Source organism: Bacteroidota bacterium, from assembly GCA_016713765.1.
GTDB classification, from domain to species: Bacteria; Bacteroidota; Bacteroidia; order AKYH767-A; family 2013-40CM-41-45; genus Pollutiaquabacter; species Pollutiaquabacter aromativorans.
In genome coordinates, this window is the sequence record JADJON010000003.1 from 539,711 (window position 1) to 560,467 (window position 20,757).

Consider the following 20,757-nt stretch of genomic DNA (forward strand, 5'->3'; position numbering starts at 1 on the left):
TCCTAGTAACTCTTTTATTTTTTTTGCATCCGACTTAGTGAAGTTCTCCGCACGAATAACACCTTGACCATAACTATAAATAATTATATCGGTACCAATTACGCCAACATTCAAATCCACAGAAGATATTTTATCTATCGGAATAGTGACTGACTTACTTTCCAATTAATATCTCATTCCTTTTTTCCAGATTACTTTACCAGCCTCAATGATGATTATATCAGGATTCATTACATCACCGCCTCTTGTGATCGATGAAGTAAAAACATGCTTATCGTTGTAAGAACCGCTCTGAGCATTGGCCAGATCATCCTTAGCAGAATCTAACGATTGACGAGCCTTATCTCTTAGTTTAAATATCTCCTCTCTCAATTGCCGCTTGATTTCCTCTTTATCACGTTCTTTTTTTTGCTCTTCTTCATAGTTACTATCATTCTTTTCAAAGTTGTACTCGTCATCTTCGTTTACTACACTATCTTCGGTTTCAACCCTTTCTTCATTTTGCTTTCCCCTTCCTTCTCTTTTCTTTTCAACTATTTTATTTTGCTTTTCAATTTCAAGTTTTTTTTCTAAGTTCTCTCCTCCTACAATTTCACCAAAAAAATCGTTCATTTCTTTTCTAATTTCATTCGCCCACGATAGAGCACACTCGCCATCATAATACTTCAGGATCAGAATAATATCTTTGGTTGTAATAAAATATACCTGATCCTTCAGATTAATAAATTCTAATTCAGTGATTAACTCGATCTTTGGCGAAACGGTTCCTATTTTTATTTCTAATTTTCTTTGTTCTTCATCCACCCATTTAAATTCAATCGGATCTCCAGGATCTGAATCCCAAATTTCAAACGTACTATCTGTCTTATTCACAGCACCATAAGTGCCATTTATTACTTTTCGTTCGGATGGAAGCGAATCTTTATCAGGGGTAACAGAATTTGAATCATTTAATAATTCCATTTCAATTATTGTCTCTAATGAACTCGAGTCTATACCAAGTTCTGCTGCCTTTTTTGCAAGAATTATTTTTTCTACGGATGTAATTTTTCCATCTTTGGCAAAATCTTTGACAAGTTTTAAAAATTGTTCAATTGAGTCCATGATTATTTTTTAGCTTTTAGAATGACGAAGATAATTTAATTAATTAATTAATTGGTGAGTGTACCGTTTTTCTTCTTTTGAATTCGTACGATATTTATGAGCGGCGGAAGGCTTGCAGAGAACGTTCTCGGGCTTTGCGTTCGGGCGGGTTTCGGAGCACAAAGTTTCAATTTATTACTGAAGTTCATTAGAAGCACAAAGCTCCAAGTTTGCACGTCAGCCCGCCTGACGCAAAACCCGTGTTGCACTAAACCCCGCTATCGCGGGGTAGCCTGTGATACCTGAGCAGAACCGATTTCAGACGGATCGTCGTAGAAGGTTTTACCACAAACATTCTATGTATGAAGAACAAATCTGAAAAACAGCCCTACAGGACGCTGGTAAAACAAGCCTGTTTAAAGGTACAGGGATTCGAGGATTTTTACAAGCGCCTCGCGCGCAAGATCCGCATCGCGGGGAAGAGTCCCAGTACGTTGAGTAATTACACGCGCTACCTGGCACAGATGGCACTGCATTTTGAGTGCCTGCCTACAGAGTTGGATACCGAACAGGTGGAGGAGTATCTGGAGCAGATGCTCGACCAGCACGATACACCCTCGGAGTCCTACTTCAAGTTCGTGGTGTACAGCCTGCGATTCGCGTTCAAGGCCGAGGGGTTGGATTATAAGCGGTTCACCCTGCCGAGCATTAAGCATGAGAAGAAGTTGCCGGTGATCCTGAGCCGGGAGGAGATGCGGCGATTGTTGCGGGCCCCGGCCCTGCTCAAGCATCGGCTGCTCATCGGTCTGCTCTACGGCTGTGGCCTGCGGTGCATGGAGGTGCGCAGCCTCCATATCAAGGACCTGGACCTGGACCGCCGGCTTTTGCACGTGCGTAAAGGCAAAGGGCGGAAGGACCGGTATGTGCCGCTGGGCGAGTTGCTCTGTCGGGGTGTGCGCAGCTACCTGGAAGCGGAGAACCCGCAGACGTTCCTGTTCAACGGCAAGCCCGAAGGCCGCAAGGGCGGTGATTTTGACAGTCGCTACTCCCAACGCGGGGTGCAGTGGGCTGTACAACAGGCAGCCAGGGCGGCCGGCATCAGGAAAGACATCTCGGTGCACACCCTGCGCCACACCTATGCCACCCACTTGCTGGAAGACGGACTGGACATTGTCTCCATCAAAGAACTGCTGGGCCATGAGCGCATCGAGACCACGATGGTGTACCTGCACGTGGCCAGGCACGGCCGCAAAGCGCCGTTCAGTCCGCTGGATACACTCTTCGCTCCTGCACTGTGAGGCCGGCCTGCGAAGTAGCGCAGGTCATACGGCAAACATGGGCACAGGTTGAGCAGAGCACGCAACTCAACAACTGGCAAAAGCGCACCCTGCGCCTGATCCGGGACTGCCGCACCGCGGCCCTGGGCGGGCATTTGGATCAGTGCCCCGCCTGTTCCCACCTGCGCATAAGCTACAACAGTTGCCGGAACCGCCACTGTCCCAAGTGCCAGGTCCTGGCCCGGGAAGACTGGGTGGCAGCCCGCAAGGCCGAGCTCTTGCCGGTGCCGTACTTCCATGTGGTGTTCACCCTGCCCGGGGAGCTGAACCGTTTGTGCCTGTATGGGCCGGATCGTGTCTATGATGCGCTCTTTGCCACAGCCTGGAGTGTGATCGGTTCCTTTGCCGGCGATCCCGCCCACCTGGGAGCGCACACGGGTATGATCGCCGTGCTGCACACCTGGGGTCAGAACCTCTCCCTGCATCCGCACCTGCACTGCATCGTACCCGGCGGGGGCATCACCGCAGCCGGGTTCTGGAAGAGTGCACGCTCCAAAGGAAAGTTCCTCTTCCCGGTAAAGGCGCTGAGCCGGGTGATGCGCGGTCGGATGGTGGCGGCACTGCGCAAAGCCTTCCCGGGAGAAGATCCGCAGCTCTTCCGCACGCTCTTTACAAAGCCCTGGGTGGTCTATGCCAAGCGGCCCTTTGCCTCTCCCGGTGCGGTGATCGATTACCTGGGCCGATACACGCACAAGATCGCCATCAGCAACCATCGGCTCTTGTCCGTTGACAAAGACCGTGTGCGCTTCCGTTACAAGGACTACCGCGACGGCAGTCAGAAAGTGATGGAGCTTGCGCCGATGGAGTTCATCCGCCGCTTTGCGCAGCACATCCTGCCCAGGGGTTTTGTGCGCATCCGGCACTACGGCATCCTCTCCAGCCGCAAGAAGGCCGGGAGCATCCCGCAGATCATACTACAGTTGCAGGGAAAGACCATTACCCTCAGCCGGCACCTGCGTAGCAAAACCCCGGCCGTGCTTTGTCCCTGTTGTAAAAAGTCTCTGATGAAAACCATCCTGCGGTTCGATCACCGCGGCCCGCCCGCGCGCTATCGATCACTGCTGAACAACACTTCCTCACAATGAAAAAAACACCTGCATGACGGGCTGGAGTTGTATTGCTCATGCCTGAAAATCTGCTGAATGATACGAACGCCACTAAGCCCTTTTACGCGCTGATCCGCCTCTGACCGGCCCCAGTATCTACCTTTGTGTGATCGGAAGCGATGACGAAACGACACACATTACTCATTCAATCCCCATAGTAACCTGCACGGCGCCGCGATAGCGGGGTTCCGTGCAACAGCGGCTTCATTGTCCGTCCTACGGACGCAACGAAGCCTTAGTTGTTATGCCCAGTGCTTATTTATCTGTCCAGTTTAACTCCAACTGTTCAAGCTTCACCTTGTCTTTTTGCCCGTGATTATGCTGGTCAATTTGGTCTGTGTCAAAATTGCAAACCAACGCTTCCACAACAGTCCTCCTATTTTCAATGCTTCCCCCGTTATGATAAAAATGGTCTTTGGTCACAATATTGAACTTATTCCAAAACTTACTTATCATATCATTTTCTCTCCAGTCATTATGGTGCCAAGTCGAAAGAATGAATTTTGCTTTTGTTTCAGAAAGTAGGGTGAATAATATTTCTTCGTCTTGCTCTGTCCAGCCGTTGTAATAGTCAACGTGCCTGCCGTAATAAGGTGGGTCGCAATAAATAATGTCGTTTTCAGTCGCTAATGGTATAATGTCAGCAAACGATTTATTATGGAATGTCCAGTTTGGTTCAGGTTGAATAATTTGAGAAACTGTCGCAACCTGATTGGTGATTTTTGTGATGTATGCTTGTGCAAAACGGTCAGGCTTTTTGCAAAAAGGAATATTCCAGTTTCCTTTGCTACCAAACCGCATCATTCCGTTAAAACCTGCCCTTGAAAGGAAAATAAAGTCATATGGTGAAAATTCGCCACCATTAAAGCGAGAACGAACTTTTAAGTAATGCTCATACCCGTTGTTTTCTGCTTCACTTAGATGTTTTCCTTCTTCTTCCAAATATTGTTTCATCAAAGGAGCAGAAATGGTTTTGTTCTGAACTCCTTTATAAAAGCCAATAATGTGAGGATTTGTATCATTTAAGATTGCCTTTTTAAATCCTGAATTAAATGCAACTACGCCAGTTCCTAAAAATGGCTCAATCCATTTTCCATTTTGGTTGGCAATAGTTACTAAATCCTTTATCCAAGGGATTAGTTTGGTCTTAATACCTTGGCTTTTGATTGGCGGTATGACAATTCTACTCTTCATCTCCTTCTAAATCTTCATTAATTTCTTCCTCATTCATTTCGAGAATTTCGGCTTTATGTTCACGCAGTGTATCTATTCCTTTACTCTTGTATTCTAAGTAGGTCTTTAGATTGATATATGGTCTTTTTATCTCAAGAGCTTTTGCCATATCATTTGTCAAGTAAAAAGTCCAGTAATCGTCATAAACTTCCTCTCCAAGTTCGGAAAAAACACCTTGTCCGTTTATTAGCTTCTCTAAATTGTTAACTGCACCTATGTTTTTCGTATTTCCACTTCCAGGACTTGCGGCTGCGATTTTATATTTTGGCTGTACAAAGAATTGAAAGTCTTTAATCACAGATTCAATACTTTCTATCTCATCTAAGCTATAAACTTCCTTTTCATTAGCTGATTCAGCTACTTGAGTATAAATCACGCCCAAAACCAAATGGCATTGATATTCTTGATAAGGAAAAGTGGTATTTTTTGTTGATTCTCGGTTTCTAAAATAGCCAGTAAATGCTCCCAAAGTCATACTCTTAATTTTATCCTTTGAGTCCTTAAAGGTGCTTTTGATGTCTACGGCAAATTTGTTGCCCGTTTCGCTACAGACAAATGAAAGGTCAGGATAGAAGTTTTGTTGTGCTGGAAGAATTAATTTAAGATTGTACTTTTTTGCGAACTTCTCAAACTCAGGGATTAGTAATATCTCAATAACCTTTGAAACTACCTTTGTGTCAATAGAAATTGTATAAATGTTTCGGTATATGTCAATAAATCCTTTAACAATCCAATCTCCCTTTTCGGTGGCGATTATCTTGTTGTATTCTAAGACCTCTTCTTGTAATGCTTTTAAAAAATCTTCTTTTGTCATCTGTCAAATTTACTAAATTTTTGGTCGTTTTCTCTGTGAGTTGATGTCCGCACAGTTGCTTGGTAGCATTGGGCATAACGGTTTCGGGCTTTGCGAAGGCGGGGCGTTTCAGCACTCACTTTGCTACGAAGAACAAAGTTTGCCTTACTACTTTCCTGTCCTACGAAGCACTGCACCCCCGCTTTTGCAAAGCCCGTGTTACCAGCATACCCTTCTTTTTCTGTCGTGCTGTGTCGGTGTCTGTCCGCTGTAAACTTTGTTGTCATGGCTTGCGTGTCGGGTGTTTTAATTTTTTTATTTAAGCGTTGGAAAAAATTTAAAATTCTTCTTGCGTGGCGAAAAAATACTCTCTTAAAAGCTTTGGTTCGTGGGCTGGCTTGCAGCGGTTTTTAAGAGTGTATTTTTTCTGCGTTGGCATATTGTATTTCTTTTTCAATTCCATTTTCTACAAAGTCTTCAAAGTTTTTGTAAACTATTGTTTCAATATTCGGTCTGCTTAAAAGTTCCTTCAAGTTGTCCGCAACAATTTTGTCATTTGGGTCTGCGATAACAACTTTGCGAATTTTATGTGCATGTGTCAAAAGCTGTCTGTTGAAAGCATCTTCATTTCCTTTCCATCCAATTAAGATTAGCGTTTCCACATGAGAGAAATAAAACTGCATGTTGTTAAAGTGTCGCAATGGCATTGTAAACTCGTCCTTGTCCCGATACGGAAGAAGCAATGCGGGATAGTAATTATTCAAGTTGTCACTGCCGATAATTTTCAGTTGCGATTTGTCAATGGTGTGTCTGCCTAAATGATGTTTATTGAGCGATGCTTCAAGTCCCCAAGTTGCCCAGTCAATCATGTTCACATGGTCGCCAAGCAACTCAAAGTAGAGATTGAAAAAATTCTTGTTGTTGTCAAACAGCCAGTCAGCCGTTTTGCCTCCAAACATCGAACTGTCGGGAAACTTCCAACCCCAATTCCATGAACCGTGCGGTTTGAAAAGACAAAAAGCATTTTCATTTATATTCACATAATCGTCAAGCGAGGCAAGCGGTTGATTAAATTGCTCTGAAAGAAATGCGTCAAGAATGGTATCCTGATTGAATGAAACGAACGCAAATTTTTTGCACGAATGATTTCCGTAATGATTTTTCACACTTGCTGCGTAAATCTTTTGAAGTTGGTTTGCCAACTTCGCATAAAGATTTTTGGCGAAATATTCTTCTGTTACTTTTTGCGAAATATCTCTCAAAAGTTCCTGCAAGTAATACTGAATGTTGATGTGCCGTTTCATTACGGCTAAGTTGTTTTCTTTGGAAATGTTTTTCCATTCCCGCTCAAACATTTCCTCAACGTCAGGATTGTCGCCTTGCAGAAAAGTGAGTGATTGTTTTACTCCTTTATATCGGCTATAATAATTTTTGAACCGTTTGTCAAATAAAGAAGGTCCTAAAGGCGGTCTTAAAACATCGCTTCTGAAATCTTCGCAATCGCTACCGTAAACGCAATTAGCCGATGCACCTGCACCAAACACAAACATTACTTTCCTGCCGTAATCTCCATACCATGTGTCGCTTTGCTGATGGTTGCCTTGCGGGTCAAAATTTTCTCCGTTAATTGTACTCTGAACTGCTTCGTTTGCAACTACCCAACCGTATTCACAAATCTTTTCAATCGTTTTTTCAGAGTGAGGCAACTCTCGGTAGTCCTTAATTTTTGAAAACTGAATAATAATAGTGTAATCCCGCAAGTGCAATTCATTCCACAATGCACCTGCATATACAACACCATATTTGGTATAAACATAAGTCATTCCGTTTCTCACTTTAAGTGGCTTACAAATGTGTGTAACTATTGCGTTTGATTATTCATTGCCCAAAATTATCGTGTCAATACTAACCGATGATTACTTGAATTATTATTAGTTTCAATTCGCAGGTTATAAACACCATCAGAATACTTGTCAAGAGCAAGAGTTTCAATATGTCCAGACGGTGTGTTGCGAATAAAATGATTATAAACTTGTCTGCCGGAAAAGTCATAAATTTCAATTTTTATATTGCTCTCCGTCCCTGTAAATTGAATATTAAGTAATCCACTCGAAGGATTCGGATAAATTGCAAAAAATGAAGCATTGCTATTTTCGGCAATACCTGTTACTGTAACAGAAACGGAACTGGATTGATTGGAACAATTGTTTGAATTTGTAACAATTACATAATAATTGCCGGTCTGCTGTGCTGTATATGTTTGCTGATTAGCACCAGATATTATGTTCCCATTAAAATACCACTGATTGCCAGTAGCTGAACTTGATGTTAATAAATTTCCATTTACTGTTATCGTTGGGATAGGTGGATTAGAATTTACAGTTACTGTTTTTGAAGCAGACCATGGGCTAATAAATCCTTGACTGTTTGTAACCCTCACTGAAAAATTACCTGCTGTCGTAACATTAATTGTTTGAGTAGTTGCATTGTTTGACCATTGGTAAGTCGGATATCCACTCGTTGCAGATAATGTTGCAGATTGCCCTTGACAGAATGAAACAGTTCCCGCAGGTGAAATTGTCGGTTGTGGTGGTATTTTAGTTAGTAAGTCCTTTAATCCTTCATGTGCGTCAATTTTACCCCAGCCCCAAGTATTACTACCATTTGCAGGAATTGTCCCGGTGTAGCTGTCAGTCCATGCATTATCTTTCAAAAGAGTTTTGGCTTGTGCAGGTGTCAAATTCGGATACGCTTGTAACCACAGAGCTAAAATACCTGTAACCATTGGCGAAGCCATTGAAGTCCCTTGCATTTTTGCAAACCACCAATTATTGGTTCCGTTTGTTACTCCCGAAACAACATCATTGCTGCTACTTGGATAATTGCTGTCAAAACGATTTACAGAGGATACAATAACATCTCCCGGGGCTGTAATATCTGGTTTTGTCCTGCCATCAGCAGTTGGACCTTTACTTGAAAAGTTTGCAATCGCACCATTAGTTGCTCCACTTGATTGGTTACTACCATTATAAGCAGTCCATGAACTTTTTGACGTGTATGCTCCAACAGTAATTATATTATTTCCCGTTCCGCCAATTTCACCAACGGTTGAATTGGTTGAACCATTAACCCAAGGATAACCCTTGCCATAGTTTGTAAATTCTGCATGTCCAGGTGAACTTTGTATATCATCTGCCCACATTTTTGTTTGTGTATTATATGCGATAATTTCAATCATAGCCCACCTGTAACTGTCATCTTGAGCAGTATGGTCAATTCTTACATAAGCTCTTGGCTTATTATTTAAGCCATTTATTTCTGTTGCAATAGTTACAGAACATGCATCTGGCGAAAAAGTATCATCATCATATAATGTATATGAATTAGCAGTATTTGAACTTGCCGATATGTAAGGAGTCCAATCCTCAAAAGAATTTGAATTTGTATTGTATATATTTACAGCAACCCAAAAATTTTGACTTTGAACACCCCAAATATCTATACTGGTTTGCCCATTTGTTCCTTTTGATGAATAAGGAAATTGAACAAAGGAATATAATACTGTGTCGGAAGATGTATAGGATTTACCATAGTATAATGCCTTACTACCTTCGTTACCCGCTGCACCAACAAGTATTTTCCCTTGTCCAACCACTCCATCACAATATTGATCTAAAAACGAAGTCCCATCGTGTGGTCCAGTATGTTGCCCTAAACTCATATTAATGACGCAAGGTTTACCAACTGAGTTTGCATAGTTTATAATGTATGCAATTCCATCTGCCACAGAAGTATTATTTGTTGAACCTTTATATGCAACAAGAACAATATCGCTTTCTGGAGCAACTCCTATATAGGTGTTACTTGCACCCCCGCCTGCTCCTGCTGCAATCCCTGCCACATGCGAGCCATGCGAACCATTTGCACTACTTGTTTGAGCATTTAATATTGCTGTTTGTGTTGCTAATTCCCTTCCATAAGAAAATCCGCTTGGTGGCGTTCCTGTTCCATTTTGCTCCCAAACTCTTTTAATCCTATAATTATTAGAACCTGTTCCGTCATAAAAATTCGGATGTGTATAATCAAAACCCCCATCAATAATGCCCACAACAACACCGTTACCTTTATACGATTGTGGTAATTGATTACCTTGATGAACCCAATCAACCCATGTTGCTGCTCGTGCTGCATCCATTAGAGGTTTAGCGGGTTCGCCAATCTGAATATACTTAACCGAACTGTAATTAGAAATTGCAGCGATTTTCTCAATAGGAATTAAACCCGTAATAATTTCTCCTGACTGGCTACCAGATAAAAAACCTAATCCTGAAAGATCCTCTTGATTATAATTGTCTGAAACGACAATAAACGCATTTGCATAAAGCGTGTTGTTTATGTTCTTTAAGCCATATTTTTCAATTAATAAACTGTCCATATAATTTCTGTTTCCAGAAATATTCTCTTGTGTTTTTAAATCTGTAATTAAAAACGCTGTAAAAGGTGAAATCCCTTTTGCCGAAAATTCAAGATTTGATTTTCTCGGTTCACCTTGCTTTTTTGGCAATTGAATTGGAGAAACAAAATTTTGGGCAATAGTTACATTGAATGTTACAATTGCTAAGAGAAATGTTAAGTGTTTTTTCATTGTGATAATTTTTAACTGGTTATTATTATTTTGATTGAGCCTTAGTTGAGATTTCAAAATATTCAATTCCTTTATCAGAAAGGAAATCGGGTAAAACATAAAGTGGAACATTTACAGTTACTATTTGCCCAGACGGTTGACCGAATGTAACTCCTGATTTTTCTAAATTTGATTTATCAAAATGTTCATTAGTTTTTATAAAGCCGCTTATCAAAAAAGATGTTTCATTGACTTGTTTAATATTGTATTCGTCAATAAGTTTTTTTGAAGGGGAAAATGTTTTCAGATTTTTATTACTTTCTGAAAGTTCCTTTTCAAATTCATTTAGAAATTGTCTGGTTTTTGCAGATATGTTGTATGTTACTTGTAATGATTCCGTTTGGATGACTTTTTCATTTTTCTGGGTTGCGGTCTGCTTGGTTCCGTTACAGGAAAAGGTCACTGAAGTAATAAGTAAGAAGCAAACAAAAATTGTCCCAATAGATTTTCTTTCCATGTTAGTATATTTTGAGTGTTGATAAAATTTGGCTCTTTGGCTTTTGTGAAGCGTTGGATTGTGTGTCGGACAAAAGGCAATGTGCCAAATGTGAGGCTGCGAATTTAAAATTTTTCGTGCGGTGGAAAAAAAATTAAAACACGATGCGGTCGGCTTATCGTGTCGGAAAGTTGTCCGCACCATACGGTTAAAGAAATTGACTGCTTGTATATGTCTCATCATTGTCAAGGTTGCACTGTCGTTTTTAGGGTTGCTGGTAACTCTATATTAAACGAAACAACCCTTCGCTTTATCCCTCTACTTTTTTCGATTGCACCCTAAAATACAAGTTTTTGAAAGATAAAAGAAGTACGTATTATCCTCAAAGGGGACTTCGCTTTATCCTCCTGGAAGCATGGCTTGGCGAAGGCGGTGATGGTTTGGGTTTGTGGTGGCGGCGGCTTGCTTGCAGGGAAAATACACCTGCAAGGGATTAGGCAACCGGCGGATGCGCAAGGCCGAGATAGCGCTGCACCCACACCCCCGCCCGATAGCTCAAAAAAGTCCCCAGAAAGGCGGCCAGGACGTCTACGGTGTAGTGCACGTGTTGGAGGAGGACGCCGATGGAGACGAAGCCTGTGCAGAGCAGGAGGTATTGGCGGGCGGTGCCTTTGGGGAGGGCGAGGTAGAAGGCGAGGATGGTGGAGACGTGGCCCGAGAAAAAGAGGTCTTTGGAGATGATGGTGCCGCCCGGCGTGAAGAGCTGCACGAAGGGCTCCTGGAGCGGGATGTAGCCGACGGGCGGCTCCAGTGGGATCAGGCTGAGGCTGAGGACCCGGAGCAGGTTCACGCCCAGGTAGGTCTGTATGGCCAACAACAGCCGGTCGGGCAAGGCCCGCAGCCGGGCGAGGCCCAGCAGCACGCCGGAATACAGGAAAAAGAAGACGACCCAGGAGACGTCGCGGCCCGGCAGCGTTTCCAGCAGCGGGTCGGACCAGCGGTCGCCCGTGCGGGCTTCGATGTAGCCGAAGAACCAATGAAAAAAGACGGGCATGGCCGCCAGCAAAGCGAGGCAGGCCAGGAACAGGTACCGGAACGCGGGCAGGCGCCAACGGCTTCTCCAGGCTTCCCGCAGCGGACTGTGCGCGCGCATGTTCACTTAACCGGCGATGGCCTCCAGCACCATGCGTTCCACTTCGGGTGAATCCCAGCGCCGGTCGATGTCGGGCAGGGCCATCACGCGCGCCATCACTTCTTCCTGCCGCAGCCCGTTGGCCAGGGCCACGCTGTACGGGATGTCGCTGAAGGTGACCTGCGCATACAGCGGCAGCCATTTGTCGGGATGCCGCTCGTGGATCCGGGCTTCGATCTTCTTCTGCAGGAGGAAGCGCGGGTCCCCTACCCGGTCGCGCATTTCTACGAAGTTGAGGATGGCGAGGTCCGCGATCGCGTCGCCGTTGGGCTTACGCGCCTGCTGGTAGGCCGGCAACACCTTGTCCCAGTCGTCGCCGTGCTCGTCGAGCAGGGCGTTCAGCACGGTGCAGTCCTCGAACCCGCAGTTCATGCCCTGCCCGTAGAAGGGCACGATGGCGTGCGCGGCGTCGCCGATCAGCGCGAGCTTGTCTTTGTAGGTCCAGGATAACACTTCACGGTCACCAGCGAGCTGGTGGGGTTGGCGAAGAAGTCCTCGGCGAGCGTCGGCATCAGCGGCACCGCGTCGGGGAACACCCGGTGGAAGAAGGCCATCACGTCGTCCTTCGATTGCAGGCTGGCGAACGACTCCTTGCCCTCGAAGGGGAAGAAGAGCGTGCAGGTGAAGCTGCCGTCGAGGTTGGGCAGGGCGATGAGCATGTAGCCGCCGCGGGGCCAGATGTGCAGGGCGTGCTTCTCCATGCGGAAGCCGCCGCCCTCGGCCGGCGGGATGTAGAGTTCCTTGTAGGCGTGGTCGAGGTAGTGCTGCTTGTACTCGAAGCGGTCGGTGGAGAGCTGCATCTGAAGGCGCGCGGCGGAGAAGGCGCCGTCGGAGCCGAAGACGAGGTCGGCGGTCACGGTACTCTCCTGCTTCGTCTGCGTATGCTCGAAGCGGGCGGTGGCCGTGTTCAGGTCGATGCCGGTGCAGCGCTGGTTGAAGTGGATGGTCGCGCCCGACTGCTCGGCGAGGGTCATCAGCTCGCAGTTGAGGAGGCCCCGACTGGCGGCGTAGATCGCCTGGCCTTCTTCGCCGTAGCGCTGGTAGCCGAGCTCGCCCTGCACCGGATGCAGCATGCGGCCGTGCATGGGGATGGCCACCTTGCGGATCGCTTCCTCGATGCCCACGCCCTTCAGGCCTCGCCAGCCGCGGTCGGAGAGCGCGAGGTTGATCGACTTGCCCGCGGAGATGTTGGCCTGCCGCATGTCGGGGCGGCGTTCGTACACGGTGACCTTGTAGCCGCGGCGGACGAGGTAGATGGACAAGAGGGAGCCGACCAATCCGGCACCCAGCAGGGTGATGTGCTTCTTTGCGGGCATGATGCTATCGGGATGGCTTGGTCAGTCAGCCGCCGAGGGCGGATTCCAGGAGCTGACCAAAGCGGTACACGTCTTCGAAGGAGTTATAGAGCGGCACGGGGGCCGCACGGATCACGTCGGGCTCGCGCCAGTCGACGATGACCCCGTGTGCTTGTAAGGCCTCGAACACTTTCCGACCGTTCGGGCGAACGATCATGGAGAGTTGGCAACCACGTCGCGCCGGTTCGGATGGTGTGATGATCGTAACGGGCGGAATTTGGTGCTGACGATTCACCTGCGTTATGATGTACTCCAGGTAACCGGTCAGTTCCAGGCTTTTCCTGCGCAGCGGTTCCATCATGCCGGCCTTTGAGAACACATCGAGCGATGCGCGCAGAGCCGCCATCGAAAAGACCGGGGCGTTGCTTTGCTGCCAGGAGCGCGCTCCCCGTGCCGGCGTGAAATTTCGCGGCATCTTGAAGCGCGAATCAGGATCGTTGCCCCACCAGCCGGCCAGGCGCGGCAGTGCAGCATCGTCGGCGAAGCGCTCGTGCACGAAGATTCCTGAAACACCACCGGGGCCCGCGTTCAGGTATTTGTAAGAGCAGAAACAGGCATAGTCGACGTTCCAGGCGTGTAAAGACAAGGGCACATTGCCCGTAGCATGAGCCAGGTTGAAACCGCAAGTCGCGCCCACCGCGTGCGCAGCAGTCGTGATACCGGCAAGATCGAAGAACTGTCCGGTGTAATAGTTCACGGCACCCAGCATAACCGTTGCCAGCGATTCCCCGTGTTCGCGGATCGACGCAAGAATATCTTCGTGACGGAGGGTGTGTTCGCCTTCGCGTGGTTGGAGGTAAATGACCGCGTCTTCGGGATCGAATCCATGATACCGCGCTTGCGTTTCAACCGCGTACAGATCCGATGGAAACGCGTCGTATTCCACCATGATCTTGTACCGCTTCGAAGTAGGACGGTAGAAGGAGACCAACAGCAAATGCAGGTTGGAGGTCAGCGATCCCATGGAAACGACTTCGACAGGTTTCGCACCCAGCAATTGAGCAAGCTGGTCGGTCAGGAAGTCCTGATAACGGAACCAGGGATGCCGTGCGTGGAAGTGGCCTTCGACACCAAGGTTGGCCCAGTCCTCCAGATCGTCGACGATGTAATCCTGGGTAGACCGGGGTTGGAGTCCCAATGAATTACCGGCAAAGTATACTGCCGGCTGGTCGCCAAAGACCGGAAAATAAAACTCTTCGCGTAGCAACCGCAAGGGGTCTGCAGCATCGCATCTTCTTGCGAAATCCAGTGAATTCTCGAATCGGGACATAAAGGCGTTCCGGATTTCTTTCCGACCTTTGCGACAGCGAGATTACTTCATTTCGCGAGATCCTGCAATATGCAACGTCAGCAATCCGAAGCCCTCTTCGAAGAGGCCAAACGATATTTTCCCGGAGGAGTCAACTCCCCAGTCCGTGCTTTCCGATCGGTTGGTGGAACACCTTTGTTTTTCGAAAAAGGTGATGGTTGTCATGTCTGGGACGCGGATGGGCAGCGCTACATCGATTTCTGTTGTTCCTGGGGGCCACTGATCCTCGGTCACAATCATGCTAAAGTACGGGAAGCGATCGTCGATGCAGTCGGCCTGGGCACTTCCTTCGGCGCGCCGACGCGCAAGGAGAACGAGCTGGCCAAGCTCATCCTGGAAAACAACCGGTACATCGAGATGATCCGGTTCGTGAGCTCCGGCACGGAAGCGGTGATGTCGGCGATACGGCTGGCTCGAGGTGTTACCGGACGCCCCCTCGTTATCAAGTTCGAAGGATGCTATCACGGTCACGTCGACGCCTTATTGGTCAAAGCCGGTAGTGGCCTTTCCACGTTCGGAATCTCTTCCTCTGCCGGTATTCCGGAAGCGGTAGCCAACGACACCATCGTTGTTCCGTTAAACGACCGCCGCGCTCTTGAAGTAGCGATCTCGGATTATGCGCACGACATCGCGGCGGTGATCATTGAACCGATCCCCGCTAACAACGGCTTGCTGTTGCAGACGAAAGAGTACCTGGAATTCCTCCGGGATATTACCCGGCGCCACGGCATCCTGTTGATCTTCGACGAAGTGATCTCCGGATTCCGCGTCGGCTTCAGCGGTGCCGCGGGCTACTATGACATTCGACCCGACATCATCACCTATGGAAAGATCATCGGCGGCGGAATGCCGGTCGGAGCCTATGGTGCAAGCCGGGACATCATGCGACACATCGCGCCGGAAGGCGACGTCTATCAGGCCGGCACCCTGAGTGGCAACCCGGTGGCGATGGCTGCCGGTCGTGCACAACTGACCGAATGTCTTCAACCGGATTTTTACCAGGACCAGGCGCAGCGAACGGAAGCATTCGTAGGCCGACTCAACCGCTTTGCCGTCGCTCAGCAAATCCCGTTCAAGGTATTCAGTATCGGCTCCATTTTCTGGTTTGCTTTCACGGCGAAGGAAGCAATCCGTTCTTCGGACGAGATCGATCCGAAGAGCATGGAGCATTTCCGGGCATTGCACAAAGTGTTATTGGAACGCGGCATCTACCTTGGCCCATCGGGCTATGAAGTAGGATTCGTGTCCTCCGCTCATACGGAAGCGGTGCTGTCGGAAGCGGCCGGTCTTATCGAAGCTGCGCTCGCGGCGGTCTTCAACCGCTCAGCGGAAGGGGTTGCCTAAATTGATCAGGCTCCAGAAGAAATTCTTATCGCGTTTTTTCCTTCGTTCATCCAATTCTCTTGCGATGAGCAACAAGCCTTTTTCACCGGCCTTGATGAGCCACTGAACGGCTCCGGCCTGACCGTTGCAGGCATCTACAAAAGCCGCCAGTTCCCGCTGCCGGTTCGAGAGTAACCACACTTTGGCTTTGTCGTTGCCATTCATGGCGTCAACGGTCGCGGCGAGTTCCGGAAAACGGTTTTCCATCAACCATTTGAACGAGCGTTCCACATTCTCCAACGCGTCCCAGAAATGCGGCAGTTCGGGATAACCTTCACGATCCAGCCAGGCCCGTGCCTCCACGTCCTCATCGCGTACCAGCAGGAGCAATTGCTCGAACACCTTGGGTGAATAGTCTCTCATAGCTTGCTGAATAAATATAATACAAAAAAACGCAGCAGCATCATGCCATCCACCACACCTTTGTAAAACCAGCGTTGCGGAAGCGGGTGCTTCAAGGGTATCCAAACCACGGACAAGGCGACAACGACGCTCAGCAGCCAGGATTGCCTTGGTTCAAGATAACCCGGAACATGCTGCAACGCGATCAAAAGAAGAGCGATACCATACGCCACCCAACGGGTAAACCATTCGCCGTGTAGTACGGCAAATGTCAAGACTCCCTTCTCCTGCTCCTTTTTGATGTCGCGCAATTCGAACGGAATACAGAGCAGGTAGATAAAGCCAGCGACGTTGACCGTCAGCAATATCGGACGCGTATCGGAGAGGGGTATCCCGGATTCCAGCAGCGGGAGGGTGACCGTCATCACAGCCCAAACGAAAGAAAGCACGGATAATTTGAGGTAGACCAATTCCCGCAACCGTCTTTTTCCTCCGGCGAGCGGGATAGCCGGAACGGAATAAGCCAGCGAAACCGTTGCCATGACCATACTGACGAGGCTGATCAGCCAGCCAGACTTATAAAAAAGAACCGGCAGCCAGAGTATCGCGATGAGGAATAACCACCGGTCGAGGGGTCGGACCGGGGCCCGGATGCAGGACCTGAAGAACATACCCGGAGAATGCAGGGAAAGGTGGCCCGCGTACTTATGCAGGTTGTAGTAGGAAACCGTCAGTAAGAAAACCAGTACGGTGACCGGTGTCAGTGACAACGGCAATTGGAACAAGAGGCGGGTCGACTGCACCATGGAGGCGGCGCAAAGCCCGAGGAAGAGGTGGCTGTAAAGGAAACGTTCGCCGATCCTTTTCAGCAGTTCCATCAATTATTGGCCAGGTTCAGCACCACAAAGCCGGTTACAAAGCCGGCCATGCCACCGATCAATGCATTCCGGATCTTCCGGTCCCTCGCTTTACGTTCGTAGCCCTCCCGGTATTCGGAAACATTCAGCAGGTTGATGTCGGTCTGATACTTCTCAATGCGTGGTGAAAAGGAACCGATAATGGTGGCATACAAGGGTGGAATTACCAAACCATAGATCGTAAAGTAAGAGGCGCCGCCGCCAATGAGAAAAGCCGCGACTTTATTGGTCGTGTTCTTATAATATCGGTCGGCATCCTGCTCGCCCCGGATGAACATGCGCATTTGCTCCACCGAGAAATCCACCGGATCCAGGCTATCGCGTTCATAGATCACACGTTCCGTCCCGTCGGCATAGGAGATGGAAAACACCCGGTACGGGTCAATGGTACGTAAGCGGTTCTTACCCAGCGTCCGGTACGCGATTGTAAAATCCTTCAGGTCGACGGATTTGACGATCATTGTTTTACCGTTGATCAGGAGCAGTGTATCCTGCGCGAGGGCCGGTACGGAGGTGAGGAGAAAAATGAGCAACAGCCCGGAAAGGAATCTCATAGGAAGGAAGGCAAGCTTTCAAAGTTAAGAAAAAACCAGTGGTTCCGGGTTACCAGGGTCATACCCTACCGGTCCCCCGGATTCCTTACCTTTGCACCGCAAAATCACTGACCTGTCCATCATGTCCAATCGTCCGTTTTCCGCCCGCCATCTGGGTCCGCGACCGCAGGATGTCAACACCATGCTCAAGAGTATCGGCGTCGGCTCCCTGGACCAACTGATCGCCGAAACCGTTCCCGCCAGCATCCGTTTGCCAAAGGCTCTGCGCCTGCCGGCTGCCCTTAAGGAGCACGAGTTCCTCCGCGAATTGCAATCGATCGCTGCGAAGAACCAGGTGTTCAAGTCGTATATCGGGATGGGCTATTACGACACCATCGTACCGGGTGTCATTCAACGCAACATCCTGGAAAACCCGGGTTGGTATACCGCCTATACGCCTTATCAGGCGGAGATCGCGCAGGGGCGTCTGGAAGCCCTGTTGAATTTCCAGACCATGATCATCGACCTCACCGGCATGGAGATCGCGAACGCGTCCCTGCTGGATGAGGCGACTGCCGCGGCGGAAGCTATGCACATGTTCTATGCTTCGCGCCCGAAAGAAGTAGCCGCCCGTAACGCGAACAAACTATTTGTTTCCCAAACCTGTCTGCCGCAAACCCTCGACGTTCTGAAGACCCGTTCCGAGCCACTCGGCATCGAACTCGTCATCGGCGACGCTTCCGCATTCAAGGCTGATCCGGCCGTGTTCGGCGTGATCCTGCAATATCCCGACCTGAACGGTGAAGTCAACGACTACCGGTCCCTTATCCACTCGGCGCATGCGGCCGGCATTCAGGTTGCTCTTGGTGCCGACTTAATGGCCTTGGCGCTTGTAACACCTCCGGGCGAATGGGGGGCCGATGTGGTCTATGGGAATACCCAACGCTTCGGGGTTCCGATGGGCTTCGGCGGTCCGCACGCCGCTTATTTCGCTTCCCGCGAAAGCTACAAACGCGAAATGCCCGGCCGTATCATTGGTGTTTCGATCGACAGTCATGGTCACCGTGCGTTGCGCATGGCGCTTCAGACGCGCGAACAGCACATCCGTCGGGACAAGGCCACTTCGAACATCTGCACCGCGCAGGTGTTGTTGGCCGTTATGGCGGGGATGTACGCGGTGTACCACGGTCCCGACGGTATCCGTGCCATCGCACAGGACATCCACGATAAGACCCGTCGTTTCGTTCACGAAGCTTCCAAGCTCGGGTACACGATCGAAACCCGTACCTATTTCGATACGGTCGTCATTCATACCGGAAAGCATACGGATGCCTTGCACCGGAAAGCCGAAGAAGGACGTATCAATCTTCGCCGCATCGACGGTGAGCGCGTGGGTGTGAGCATCGACGAGACCACTTCAGGGGAAGATTTGCACCAACTGCTGAACGTATTCGCGGCCGTTGCCGGCAAGGCATATGCCGGACCGAACGGCACCGTTCCGGCGGATGTTATCACCGGCGATCTTTCCCGCCGTTCCGACTATCTCACGCACCCGGTCTTCAACAAACACCATTCGGAGCATGAAATGCTTCGCTATATCACCGCCCTGGAGAACAAGGATCTTTCGCTCAACCACTCGATGATCGCGCTCGGATCCTGCACCATGAAGCTGAATGCTACGGCTGAAATGGCGCCGGTAAGCTGGGCGGCTTTCAACAGCATCCACCCGTTCGCACCGGCTTCGCAAACCGCCGGTTACCAGCAGATCACCCGCGAGCTCGAACAATGGCTGTGCGAGATCACCGGCTTCGATGCGGTTTCGCTGCAACCCAACTCGGGCGCACAGGGCGAATACGCGGGCCTGATGGTGATCCGCGCCTATCATTATTCGCGTGGCGACCAACACCGCGATATTGTGCTCATCCCTTCCTCCGCGCATGGCACCAACCCCGCCAGTGCAGTAATGGCCGGGATGAAGGTCGTAGTCGTAAAATGCGACGATCATGGAAACATCGACGTCGCCGACTTGCGCGCGAAGGCTGAACAGCACAAAGCGAACCTATCCGCCTTGATGGTGACCTATCCGTCGACGCACGGAGTATTCGAAGAAGCGATCCGCGAGATCACGCAGATCGTTCATGAGTGCGGCGGACAGGTTTACATGGATGGCGCGAACATGAACGCGCAAGTTGGTCTGACGAATCCCGCCACCATCGGCGCGGACGTCTGTCACCTCAACCTGCACAAAACCTTCGCCATTCCACATGGCGGTGGCGGCCCCGGCATGGGCCCGATCGGCGTGGCCAAACACCTCGCTCCGTTCCTGCCCGGACATCCTGTTGTCAAGATGGGCGGCAATACACCGGCCGTATCCGCGGCACCCTGGGGCAGCGCGAGCATACTCCTGATCTCGTATGCCTATATCCGCATGCTGGGTCCGGACGGAGTCACCGACGCCACCCGCTACGCGATCCTGAACGCGAACTACATGAAGTCGCGCCTGGAGCGGGACTTCCAGGTTCTTTACGTCGGATCGCACGGCCGGGTCGCGCACGAGATGATCATCGACTGCCGTTCCTTCAAACAGGCGGGAATTGAAGTGGAAGACATCGCCAAGCGCCTGATGGATTACGGCTTCCATGCACCGACGATGTCGTTCCCGGTACCGGGCACGATCATGATCGAACCCACGGAGAGCGAACCGAAGGATGAATTGGATCGCTTCTGTGACGCTTTGTTGAGCATCCGGAAGGAAATCCAGGCTGTAGAAAACGGTTCGGCGGACCGGAAGGACAACGTCCTGAAAAATGCTCCGCATACCATGCACGAAGTGACTCGTGACAACTGGTCGCACACCTACAGCCGGCAGGAAGCCGCCTTCCCGCTACCTTATGTGGCAGCGCATAAATTCTGGCCATCGGTCGGACGGGTCGACAACGCCTATGGTGATCGCAACCTGGTTTGTGCTTGTCCGCCCATGGAAGCGTATGAAGACGTGGTAGCGTAAACGCAACCCATACAGCTCGAAAGCCCGGTATTTCCGGGCTTTTTTCA

Annotated in this window: 15 protein-coding genes and 1 pseudogene; 4 read left to right on the forward strand and 12 right to left on the reverse strand. The window is 49.4% G+C overall.

Annotation, left to right across the window (positions count from 1 at the left end):
- Window positions 1-165: 165 nt before the first annotated feature.
- Entirely contained in the window at window positions 166-1,104 is a 939-nt protein-coding gene (locus IPJ96_13125) for a hypothetical protein (GenBank protein ID MBK7911271.1), read from the reverse strand.
- Window positions 1,105-1,445: 341 nt separating this feature from the next.
- Between IPJ96_13125 and IPJ96_13130 the strand changes: the two genes are divergently transcribed.
- Window positions 1,446-2,381, forward strand: a complete 936-nt coding sequence (locus tag IPJ96_13130) for a tyrosine-type recombinase/integrase (protein ID MBK7911272.1) — start codon at window positions 1,446-1,448, stop codon at window positions 2,379-2,381.
- Window positions 2,378-3,505, forward strand: coding sequence for an IS91 family transposase (locus tag IPJ96_13135; protein ID MBK7911273.1), 1,128 nt, complete (start codon window positions 2,378-2,380; stop codon window positions 3,503-3,505). Before IPJ96_13130 ends, IPJ96_13135 begins: the two co-directional genes overlap by 4 nt.
- Before the next feature lie 276 nt (window positions 3,506-3,781).
- Here the strand turns inward: IPJ96_13135 and IPJ96_13140 are convergent, their stop codons facing one another.
- From IPJ96_13140 to kynU, 8 genes and pseudogenes are all read right to left on the reverse strand, one after another.
- Window positions 3,782-4,720: a Dam family site-specific DNA-(adenine-N6)-methyltransferase gene (locus IPJ96_13140; protein MBK7911274.1), complete on the reverse strand. Its 939-nt coding sequence runs from the start codon at window positions 4,718-4,720 to the stop codon at window positions 3,782-3,784.
- Window positions 4,710-5,573, reverse strand: a complete 864-nt coding sequence (locus IPJ96_13145; GenBank protein MBK7911275.1) for an EcoRV family type II restriction endonuclease — start codon at window positions 5,571-5,573, stop codon at window positions 4,710-4,712. The genes IPJ96_13140 and IPJ96_13145 overlap by 11 nt, the downstream gene beginning before the upstream one ends.
- A gap of 389 nt (window positions 5,574-5,962) precedes the next feature.
- On the reverse strand, window positions 5,963-7,375 hold the full coding sequence (locus IPJ96_13150) for a hypothetical protein (protein MBK7911276.1): 1,413 nt from the start codon (window positions 7,373-7,375) through the stop codon (window positions 5,963-5,965).
- 68 nt (window positions 7,376-7,443) lie between these two features.
- Window positions 7,444-10,197: a S8 family peptidase gene (locus IPJ96_13155; GenBank protein MBK7911277.1), complete on the reverse strand. Its 2,754-nt coding sequence runs from the start codon at window positions 10,195-10,197 to the stop codon at window positions 7,444-7,446.
- Between the two features lie 25 nt (window positions 10,198-10,222).
- A complete protein-coding gene (locus tag IPJ96_13160; protein MBK7911278.1) occupies window positions 10,223-10,693 on the reverse strand; it encodes a hypothetical protein in 471 nt (156 codons plus the stop codon).
- A gap of 472 nt (window positions 10,694-11,165) precedes the next feature.
- A complete protein-coding gene (locus IPJ96_13165) occupies window positions 11,166-11,825 on the reverse strand; it encodes a hypothetical protein (GenBank protein ID MBK7911279.1) in 660 nt (219 codons plus the stop codon).
- A 6-nt stretch (window positions 11,826-11,831) separates the two neighbouring features.
- Window positions 11,832-13,180 (reverse strand): annotated as a pseudogene (locus IPJ96_13170) (FAD-dependent monooxygenase).
- Between the two features lie 25 nt (window positions 13,181-13,205).
- Complete coding sequence (gene kynU / locus IPJ96_13175; GenBank protein ID MBK7911280.1) at window positions 13,206-14,489, reverse strand: kynureninase; 1,284 nt, start codon at window positions 14,487-14,489, stop codon at window positions 13,206-13,208.
- Window positions 14,490-14,558: 69 nt separating this feature from the next.
- Between kynU and hemL the strand changes: the two genes are divergently transcribed.
- On the forward strand, window positions 14,559-15,872 hold the full coding sequence (gene hemL, locus IPJ96_13180) for a glutamate-1-semialdehyde 2,1-aminomutase (protein MBK7911281.1): 1,314 nt from the start codon (window positions 14,559-14,561) through the stop codon (window positions 15,870-15,872).
- Here hemL and IPJ96_13185 read toward each other — a convergent pair.
- From IPJ96_13185 to IPJ96_13195, 3 genes are read right to left on the reverse strand one after another with little or no spacing between them, the layout of a single operon-like run.
- On the reverse strand, window positions 15,852-16,274 hold the full coding sequence (locus IPJ96_13185) for a hypothetical protein (protein ID MBK7911282.1): 423 nt from the start codon (window positions 16,272-16,274) through the stop codon (window positions 15,852-15,854). The genes hemL and IPJ96_13185 overlap by 21 nt on opposite strands.
- Window positions 16,271-17,131, reverse strand: a complete 861-nt coding sequence (locus tag IPJ96_13190) for a hypothetical protein (GenBank protein ID MBK7911283.1) — start codon at window positions 17,129-17,131, stop codon at window positions 16,271-16,273. Before IPJ96_13190 ends, IPJ96_13185 begins: the two co-directional genes overlap by 4 nt.
- Complete coding sequence (locus IPJ96_13195; GenBank protein MBK7911284.1) at window positions 17,131-17,724, reverse strand: hypothetical protein; 594 nt, start codon at window positions 17,722-17,724, stop codon at window positions 17,131-17,133. Before IPJ96_13195 ends, IPJ96_13190 begins: the two co-directional genes overlap by 1 nt.
- 121 nt (window positions 17,725-17,845) lie before the next feature.
- On the opposite strand from IPJ96_13195, the gene gcvP reads away from it, so the two are divergent.
- A complete protein-coding gene (gene gcvP, locus IPJ96_13200) occupies window positions 17,846-20,710 on the forward strand; it encodes an aminomethyl-transferring glycine dehydrogenase (protein MBK7911285.1) in 2,865 nt (954 codons plus the stop codon).
- Window positions 20,711-20,757: the final 47 nt, after the last annotated feature.

Coding starts and splice junctions, on each gene's coding strand:
- IPJ96_13165 (MBK7911279.1), bottom strand. CDS start 11,825: ATGCGCGCGCACAGTCCGCTGCGGGAAGCCTGGAGAAGCCGTTGGCGC.
- IPJ96_13125 (MBK7911271.1), bottom strand. CDS start 1,104: ATGGACTCAATTGAACAATTTTTAAAACTTGTCAAAGATTTTGCCAAA.
- hemL (MBK7911281.1), top strand. CDS start 14,559: ATGCAACGTCAGCAATCCGAAGCCCTCTTCGAAGAGGCCAAACGATAT.
- gcvP (MBK7911285.1), top strand. CDS start 17,846: ATGTCCAATCGTCCGTTTTCCGCCCGCCATCTGGGTCCGCGACCGCAG.
- IPJ96_13150 (MBK7911276.1), bottom strand. CDS start 7,375: ATGACTTATGTTTATACCAAATATGGTGTTGTATATGCAGGTGCATTG.
- IPJ96_13155 (MBK7911277.1), bottom strand. CDS start 10,197: ATGAAAAAACACTTAACATTTCTCTTAGCAATTGTAACATTCAATGTA.
- IPJ96_13190 (MBK7911283.1), bottom strand. CDS start 17,131: ATGGAACTGCTGAAAAGGATCGGCGAACGTTTCCTTTACAGCCACCTC.
- IPJ96_13130 (MBK7911272.1), top strand. CDS start 1,446: ATGAAGAACAAATCTGAAAAACAGCCCTACAGGACGCTGGTAAAACAA.
- IPJ96_13160 (MBK7911278.1), bottom strand. CDS start 10,693: ATGGAAAGAAAATCTATTGGGACAATTTTTGTTTGCTTCTTACTTATT.
- kynU (MBK7911280.1), bottom strand. CDS start 14,489: ATGTCCCGATTCGAGAATTCACTGGATTTCGCAAGAAGATGCGATGCT.
- IPJ96_13185 (MBK7911282.1), bottom strand. CDS start 16,274: ATGAGAGACTATTCACCCAAGGTGTTCGAGCAATTGCTCCTGCTGGTA.
- IPJ96_13140 (MBK7911274.1), bottom strand. CDS start 4,720: ATGAAGAGTAGAATTGTCATACCGCCAATCAAAAGCCAAGGTATTAAG.
- IPJ96_13145 (MBK7911275.1), bottom strand. CDS start 5,573: ATGACAAAAGAAGATTTTTTAAAAGCATTACAAGAAGAGGTCTTAGAA.
- IPJ96_13195 (MBK7911284.1), bottom strand. CDS start 17,724: ATGAGATTCCTTTCCGGGCTGTTGCTCATTTTTCTCCTCACCTCCGTA.